6 protein-coding genes are annotated in these 7,279 nt (G+C 74.4%); 2 read left to right on the top strand and 4 right to left on the bottom strand.

The window, feature by feature from the left end; translation table 11 throughout:
- The coding region (locus tag SZN_RS33865; protein ID WP_043734550.1) for a putative bifunctional diguanylate cyclase/phosphodiesterase at positions 1 to 3,031 on the bottom strand (3,031 nt) is incomplete at its 3' end.
- A gap of 581 nt (positions 3,032 to 3,612) precedes the next feature.
- Between SZN_RS33865 and SZN_RS33860 the strand changes: the two genes are divergently transcribed.
- Entirely contained in the window at positions 3,613 to 4,389 is a 777-nt protein-coding gene (locus SZN_RS33860) for a GNAT family N-acetyltransferase (protein WP_007504065.1), read from the top strand.
- A gap of 219 nt (positions 4,390 to 4,608) precedes the next feature.
- Here SZN_RS33860 and SZN_RS33855 read toward each other — a convergent pair whose 3' ends face one another.
- On the bottom strand, positions 4,609 to 4,872 hold the full coding sequence (locus tag SZN_RS33855) for a GlsB/YeaQ/YmgE family stress response membrane protein (protein ID WP_007504063.1): 264 nt from the start codon (positions 4,870 to 4,872) through the stop codon (positions 4,609 to 4,611).
- Between the two features lie 310 nt (positions 4,873 to 5,182).
- On the opposite strand from SZN_RS33855, the gene SZN_RS33850 reads away from it, so the two are divergent.
- Positions 5,183 to 5,956 carry a phosphotransferase gene (locus SZN_RS33850; RefSeq protein ID WP_244313467.1) on the top strand — a complete coding sequence of 258 codons (774 nt, stop codon included), beginning with the start codon at positions 5,183 to 5,185 and terminating at the stop codon, positions 5,954 to 5,956.
- A 144-nt stretch (positions 5,957 to 6,100) separates the two neighbouring features.
- Here the strand turns inward: SZN_RS33850 and SZN_RS33845 are convergent, their stop codons facing one another.
- Positions 6,101 to 6,541, bottom strand: coding sequence for an SPW repeat protein (locus SZN_RS33845; protein ID WP_007504059.1), 441 nt, complete (start codon positions 6,539 to 6,541; stop codon positions 6,101 to 6,103).
- Positions 6,542 to 6,826: 285 nt separating this feature from the next.
- On the bottom strand, positions 6,827 to 7,279 hold a 453-nt coding region (locus SZN_RS33840), incomplete at its 5' end, for an anti-sigma factor (protein WP_043734543.1).

Below are 7,279 nucleotides of genomic sequence, written 5' to 3'. Positions count from 1 at the left end.
GACCTCCGGAGCGCGGCGCGAGCCGGGTGCCGTCGCGCCGCAGCGCCCGCCCGCTCTGCTCCACCGTCATCGGCCGGGCGAACAGGAAGCCCTGCCCGAACCGGCACCCCATGCTCGCGAGGAGATCGCGCTGCGCGCGGTCCTCGATGCCTTCGGCGATCACCTTCAGGCCCAGCGTCTGCGCGATGCGCACGATGCCCTCCACGAGGGCGACCTGCCGGGCGTCGTGCGGGATGTCGTCGATGTAGGACTTGTCGATCTTCAGGACGTCGACGGGGAAGTCCCGCAGGTAGCGCAGCGAGGAGAACCCGGTGCCGAAGTCGTCGACGGCGATGTGCACCCCCAGCTCCTTCAGGCTCCGCAGCACCGCCTGGATCTGGGCGTCGCGCCGCAGCAGCACCGTCTCGGTCAGCTCCAGCTGCAACGAGCCCCGCGCGAGCCCCGGCGTGCGCAGCGCCCGGCCGACCTCCTCCACGAACCCGCCGTCGCGGAACTGGCGGGCCGAGACGTTCACACTCACGTACGGCGCGCGGGCCGGGGCGTGCAGCCGCTGGAGCCCGGCGATGTCCTGGACCGCGTTCTCCAGCACCCACGACCCGAGTGCGGCGATGTGCCCGGTCTCCTCGGCCAGCGCGATGAACTGCTCCGGGCTCACCGGGCGGTGCTCCGGGCGCGGCCAGCGCACCAGCGCCTCGAAGCCGACGACCTCACCCGCCGTGATGTCCACGACAGGCTGGTAGCGCAGCGCGAACTCCTTCTCGGCGACGGCCCGCGCGAGACTGCTCTGCAGATCGTGCTTCTCGATCATGCGGGTGTGCAGCAGGGGCCGGAAGCGGCGCCACTGCCGCTTGCCCGCCGACTTCGCCGCGTACAGCGCCAGATCGGCGTGGCCCAGCAGTTCGTCGGCGTCCGTGCTGTCCCGGGCCGTTGCCACGCCCACGCTGGCCGACACGGTCACCGACTCCCCGCCCAGCCCGAACGGCCTGCTCAGCGTCTGGATCACCTGGGCGGCGAGCAGTTCCGCGTCGAGCGGCTCGCGCGCGTCCTCCATCAGCACGGCGAACTCGTCGCCGCCGAGGCGGGCCGCGGTGTCGGTGCGCCGCAGCGTCCGCGACAGCCGGTCGCCGACGTCCTGGAGCAGATGGTCGCCCGCCGAGTGCCCGAGGGTGTCGTTGACCAGCTTGAAGTCGTCCAGGTCGATGAAGAGCAGACAGGTCAGCGACGACTCCCGGCGACCGCGCAGCAGGGCGCGCTCGATGCGCTCCAGCAGCAGCGTCCGGTTGGGCAGCCCGGTCAGCGAGTCGTGGAAGGCGCGCTCGGTCAGCTCGTGCTCCAGGCGCCGCTGCTCGGTCACGTCCCGCAGGGTGACCACGAGCCCGGCCACGGTGCGCTCGTCGCGGAAGTCGCTGCACCGCACCTCCACCTCGACCCGCCCTTCGGGGTGGCGCACCCACCAGTGGTCGTGGGTCGCCCTCGGCCCCAGCTCGCGCACGGCCGTCAGCTGCCGCGCCGCCCGCTCCCGGTCACGCGGGTCCACCAGGTCCGGCAGTGCCTGCCCGGCCAGGTCCGAGGCGCCGAACACGGAGGCGGCGGACGGGCTCGCGTAGCGGATGGTGTCGTCGTCCTCCAGGATCAGGATGACGTCGGAGGTGTTGCGCACCAGGGTGCGGAAGTACGCCTCGCTCTCCCGGCGGATGATCTCCTGGCGCAGCACCACGCGCTCCTTGGCCAGACCCGCGTGCGAGGCGAGGATCTCCAGCGAACTGCGGGTCTCCGCCAGCCGGCCGGCCGGTCCGGCCACCAGCAGCACGCCCGGGATGGCGCCCACGGGCCGGTCGGGCGGGACCATCGGGCACACCAGGGCCGCGGACAGCCCGTCCAGCCGGGCCGTGATCTCGGGTTCAAGGGTGTCGGCGGCGACGAGTTCGGCGTGGCGCGGGGCGAGCGCCGAGGCCGGCTCGGCCGGCAGCAGCAGGGTGCGGTGCCGGACGGCGGGGCCCAGCAGCCGGTCCACGGCCGCCTCGCACGAGCGGACGACCTCCTCCTGGCGGACCGCGGACACCAGGGAGGCCCCCGCCGCGCGCAGCGCCGACTCCCGCGCCACCGCGCGGCGATGCGCCACGACCATGCCCGCCAGCCGGAGGATGACCAGCAGGAACAGCGTGCCGGAGAACGCGGCGATCACCGGGATGCCGTGCGGCTGCTCCTTGAGCCCCTCCAGGAGCAGGATCGTCGGCGCGATGAACGTGGCGAAGGCCAGCACCAGCACCCGGCGCGGCGGCGGCAGCAGCGATTCACGCGGCGCCGCCGAGCCCGTCAGCCTCACCATGTCGGGGTGGAGCGCGGCCAGCCCCCACGCCGTGTAGAAGACGATCCACCCGGAGTCGACCAGGGTCCCCGTCCGCCACACGTCGTGCAACTGCATGATCCCGTAGGCGATGTCGAAGCAGAGCAGGGTCAGGGTGCCCACGACCAGCAGGGCGACGGACCGGTTGCGCCCGGTGCCCGCGCTCGGCGTCAGCAGCCGGGCCAGCAGCGCCAGCACCAGCACGTCACCGAGGGGGTAGGCGATGCTGATGCCCCGCTGCTCCCAGGTCAGCCCGCCGATCTCGGTCAGCGGCTGGACGAGGAAGACCCACACCGGCAGCGCCAGCCCGGCGGTCAGGATCAGCGCGTCGAGGAGACTGGGCAGGTCATGGCCTTCCCAGCGGTAGCGCACCAGCCCGGACAGGCCGATGGCGAACAGCGGGTAGGTCACGAGGTAACTGGCGTCCGCGGGGGAGGGGAACGGGTTGGAGGCGTGGAAGTACGCCTCCATCACGTTGTAGTAGGTGTCGCCCCCGACGAAGGTGAGCAGACCGGCGGCCAGGACCCACCACGGCCAGCGGTGGGCGGGCCGGTTCAGGCGCACCCCGGCCAGCATGGCGGCCACTCCGGCCAGACCGATCACGGCCCACACCGGGGCCAGTGCCGAGGGCACCGCCATGTAGACGACCGTGGCGGCGGCGACCAGGGCCGTGTAGGCGGTCATCACCCGCTGAGTGGGCAGCAACGACAAACGCCTCCCCCTTCGGAGGAGACCGGGCGTTCCATCTGATCCAAGTCGTCCTTCGATCGTGGCACCCCCGACCGGCCCCTGCATCTCGGGCGTGCGGCACGCGGGGCACCGGCTGCCTCGCCCCGTTCGGCGGCGCGGTTCCCGGTGCAGCGGGTGGACGCCGCCGGCCGGTTCGGGCACCGGACCGTCCGCGGTGGAGCCCGGCGCGGCCTCCCGGACCGGCAGCGTCCGCACGGGCGGGGCGGGACCCCCGCCTCGGCGGGCCGGCCGCTCAGCTGCCGCGGGGGGACGACGTCCACGATGCGGCCCGGCCCCACCCCACCCCACGCGTGCGCGGGGCGGCGCACGCCCGAGGCGTGGACGGTGGCCCCGGCCCGCTCCGCGGGCGTGAGGTGCTCCGCCGACCGGCACGCCGGCTCGGACTCGGGGTGCCGGGTGGGGTCGCGCAGGCTCGGCGGGCGGTGCCGGAGGCGCGGCCGGAAAACCCCGGGAGTGGGGACGTTCACGTCGTAAGGCGCTTGCCACGGACGTGGCTTGGTGCTGGAGTGAGGCGCATGGATCATGCCGCGGTGCTCGCCCTGTACGACCGGGACATGCGGGAAGGCGCCCGCCCGGACAGCCCGGACGCGGTGATGGAACGCGAGGGCGGCGTCGTGCGCCAGGTGTCCTCCGCGCACGGCTGGAACGGCGTCGTCTGGTCCGCGCTGCACGAGGCCGACGCCGACGCGGCGATCGCCGGGCAGATCGCCCGCTTCGGCGCGCTCGGGCGCGAGTTCGAATGGAAGCTGTACGGCCATGACCTCCCCGTGGACCTCGGGCGGCGGCTGCGCGCCGCCGGCTTCGTGCCCCAGCCCGAGGAGACGCTGATGATCGCCGAGGTCTCCGACCTGGACCTCGACGTGGGTCCCCCGCCGGGCGTCCGTGTCGTGCCGGTGACCGACCCGGCGGGAGTGGACCTCGTCGCCGAGGTGCACCGGCGGGCCTTCGGCACCGACGGCTCCCGGATGCGGCACCAACTGCTCGCCCGGCTCTCGGCCGACCCCGACTCGGTGGCGGCCGTCGTCGCGCTGGCGGGGGACACGCCGGTGAGCGCCGCCCGGATGGAGCTGGTGCCGGGGACGCGCTTCGCCGGGCTCTGGGGCGGCGGCACCGTCGAGGGCTGGCGGGGCCGCGGAATCTACCGCGCGCTGGTCGCCCACCGCGCCCGCGCCGCCGTCGAGCGCGGCTACCGCTACCTCCAGGTCGACGCCATGAGCGCGAGCCGGCCCGTGCTGGAGCGGCTCGGCTTCGCCCCGCTGACCACGACGACGCCGTACCTGCACACGCCGTAGACGACGCGGCGGACCGCGCCTGCCGTCGGACGGCGCCTGTCGTGGCACCGGGCCGCCCACCCGCGGCCCCGCCAGCCCTCGACGGTACCGCCGGCAGCCGGGCCCGTACGCGCGGGGGCCGCGACGGACTCGCCGTCACGGCCCCCGCGCGGTCTCACCTCGAAGGCGCGCCGTCCCCGTCGTTTACCGTGCGTGTGCTCGTGTGTCCTCGCCACCGCGTCAGCGGCGGACCCTCGTCCGGTCCAGGGCGGCGACACCCGCCGCGGCCAGGCCGATCTGGATGAGCCACTCGACCCAGTCGACACCGCCGGTGTCGTCCACACCGAGACCGGCCGCGATCGCCGACCCCAGCAGGGCGGCCGCGATGCCGACGATGATCGTCCACAGCACGCCGATGCGCTGCCGGCCCGGTACCACGAGTCGTCCCAGCACGCCGATGACGATGCCGATCACCATGGCACCGATCACGCTCGAAATCTCCATGTCGCCCCTCTTCCTGCTGACTCCGCACTGCCTCGTGTGCCCCCTGCAGGCGCGGACAGTCCGCCCGGACGCCGACCCGTGCGTGGCAGGACCCGCTTCGCGCCCCGTCCCACCCGGCGGCAACGCCCCGTGACGTCGCCGTCGACCACCGTGTGCGCGACGCCCGCGGCGGGGCCGGCGCCTCCCCGCCCGCCGTGGTCCCGCCGGCCCCGGCCCGGCCGCCGAGGAGACGAGCCCGCGGGACATCCACGGGGTCAGCCGGCCGCGGGGCGGGCATGCTTGGCGAACGGACGGTGAAATCGGCGGACCGGTGGATCGACGCAACGGTGGAGGCGCGGTGCGGGAGCGGGAGCGGGTGCTGGAGGGCGGGGCCGTCCACGACGTGGTCCGGATCGGGTCGACTGTACGGCGTGCACCGCACGAACGGTACCTGTACGTAAGGGAGTTGCTCGACCTTCTGGAGCGCAGGGAGTGGGACGGGGCGCCGCGCCACATCGGGTCGGACGCGCGCGGGCGGGAGGTCTTCGGGTACATCGAGGGCCGGGCCGCCGTCACCGCCCCCGAGCGCGCTGCGGCGGGCGCCGACGGCGCTCTCGTACAGGTGGCCCGGCTCACGCGCGCCCTGCACGACATCACCCACGGCACCTCCGCCGCGGGTGGCCACGACGTCGTCTGCCACAACGCCCTCGCACCCGGGAACACCGTCTACACGGTCGAGGACGGCGACTGGTGGCCGATCGCCTTCATCGACTGGGACCTGGCCGCGCCGGGCGACCGCGTCCACGATCTCGCCCATGTCTGCTGGCGGTACCTGGGGTTGGGCCCCGCCATCACCGATGTGCCCGACGCGGCCCGCCGGATCGCGCTCGTCTGCGACGCGTACGGTCTCGGCGCCGCCCGCGCCTCGCTCCTGGACGAGATCCTCGCGCGGCAGGAGCGGTGCCTGCGGGGCATCGAGGCCGCTGCCGCTCACGCAGAGCCGCCCGCGGGCGGGCCGGGCGGGGTCGGCGCCGCGGACGAGGTGCGCGGCGCCCACGCCTGGGTGGCCGCCCATCGGCGTCAACTGGCCATGTTCCTGGGCTGATCGGCGGTCACGGGGTGATCGGTCCGGGCTGCGCCTGCCCCTGGGGCGACCCCGGGGGGCCGCAGCGGTCGGGGCAGGCAGGGGGACCCGCCGGCCGGGACGTGTGCGCGGACCGGTCGGCGGGTCCGGGTCGGTGTGTGCGGGTTACGGCCTCGGTGTGCTCCTCGCCGCCGTGCCGGCGCACATCAGCCCCAGCACCACGGCCAGCGCGCCGATGATGACGTTGTTGAGGATGACGCCGGTGTCCGGGCTGGTCCCGACCACCCACGGGGCGATGATCATCCAGACGCCGATCGCGCAGAACGCCCCGCTGAGGCCGTACATGCGTTCCGGGGCGCGGGTGAACCCGAGGGCCAGCAGGCCGATCGCGATGCCCACGACGAGGTTGTGGGTCACGAGGGCGGGCTGGCTCGTCGTGTAGTGGAGGATCCAGGGTGACACGGCGCAGTACAGACCGAGCAGGAACACCGGTCCGTCCAAGAGCGTCACATCACGGCCGCCGAGCATACGGGCGTAGCGGTCCCGCATCTCGGACACATCGGGGTGGGTGGTCATGTCGCTTCTGCCGGGCGAGACGTTGGCCATGACTCGTCTCCTTTGACTTGCTGGCCTGACCGCGGCTCATGCGGTGTGCGGTGAGCGCCGCCTCGGTCCATTCTGCTCTTATTTCTTCCTTATGTGTAGGGCTGTCCTAAGATGCGCGGCCAGGCCGGGTGGTGCCGCGCGGGATCGGGTGGCATCGCGTGGGATCGGGTGGGATCGGGTGGGATCGGGTGGGTGGAGCGGCGGCGGTGCCCGCGGGCCCGCCGCGCCACCGCTCCGGCGCCTCGGCCGTCCGTCCCGTCCCTGCCGTCCGTACTGTCCGGCCCGTCAGCTCGGGAGCGACAGTACGGCGATCGGCGCCGACGTCGGTTCGGCCGAACCGCCCGCGGGTTCCACCGTGACGCCCATGCCGCCCGCACCGTCCACGGTGCCGCGCATCAGCACCGACTGATCGGTCCGGGCGGGGTCCATCAGCCCGGCCGGGCGCATGGTGCCGCCGTCGTCGAACCACAACTGGTAGACCTTGCCGCGCGGCGGCTCGGCCATGTCCGCGCCCACGAACACGGCCCGGTCCAGGGTGCGGGACACCACGACCGCCGCCCGCGCGCCGCCCGGCAGCCGGGCCGTGCCGGTGCGCGCGTCGGGAGCGGTGAGCACCGAGGCCGTCGCGGCGGCGTCCTCCCGCATCTGGCGGGCCTCGGCCCGCGCGTCCTGGGCCCGCCCCTGCTGCCACACGGCGGTGCCGCCGAGCCCGGCCGCGGCGGTCAGACACGCCGCCAG

The sequence above is a fragment of the Streptomyces zinciresistens K42 genome, from assembly GCF_000225525.1.
Lineage (GTDB): Bacteria > Actinomycetota > Actinomycetes > Streptomycetales > Streptomycetaceae > Streptomyces > Streptomyces zinciresistens.
Note: the sequence above shows the minus strand (reverse complement) of the source record. Positions and strands in the feature narration are given on the sequence as shown.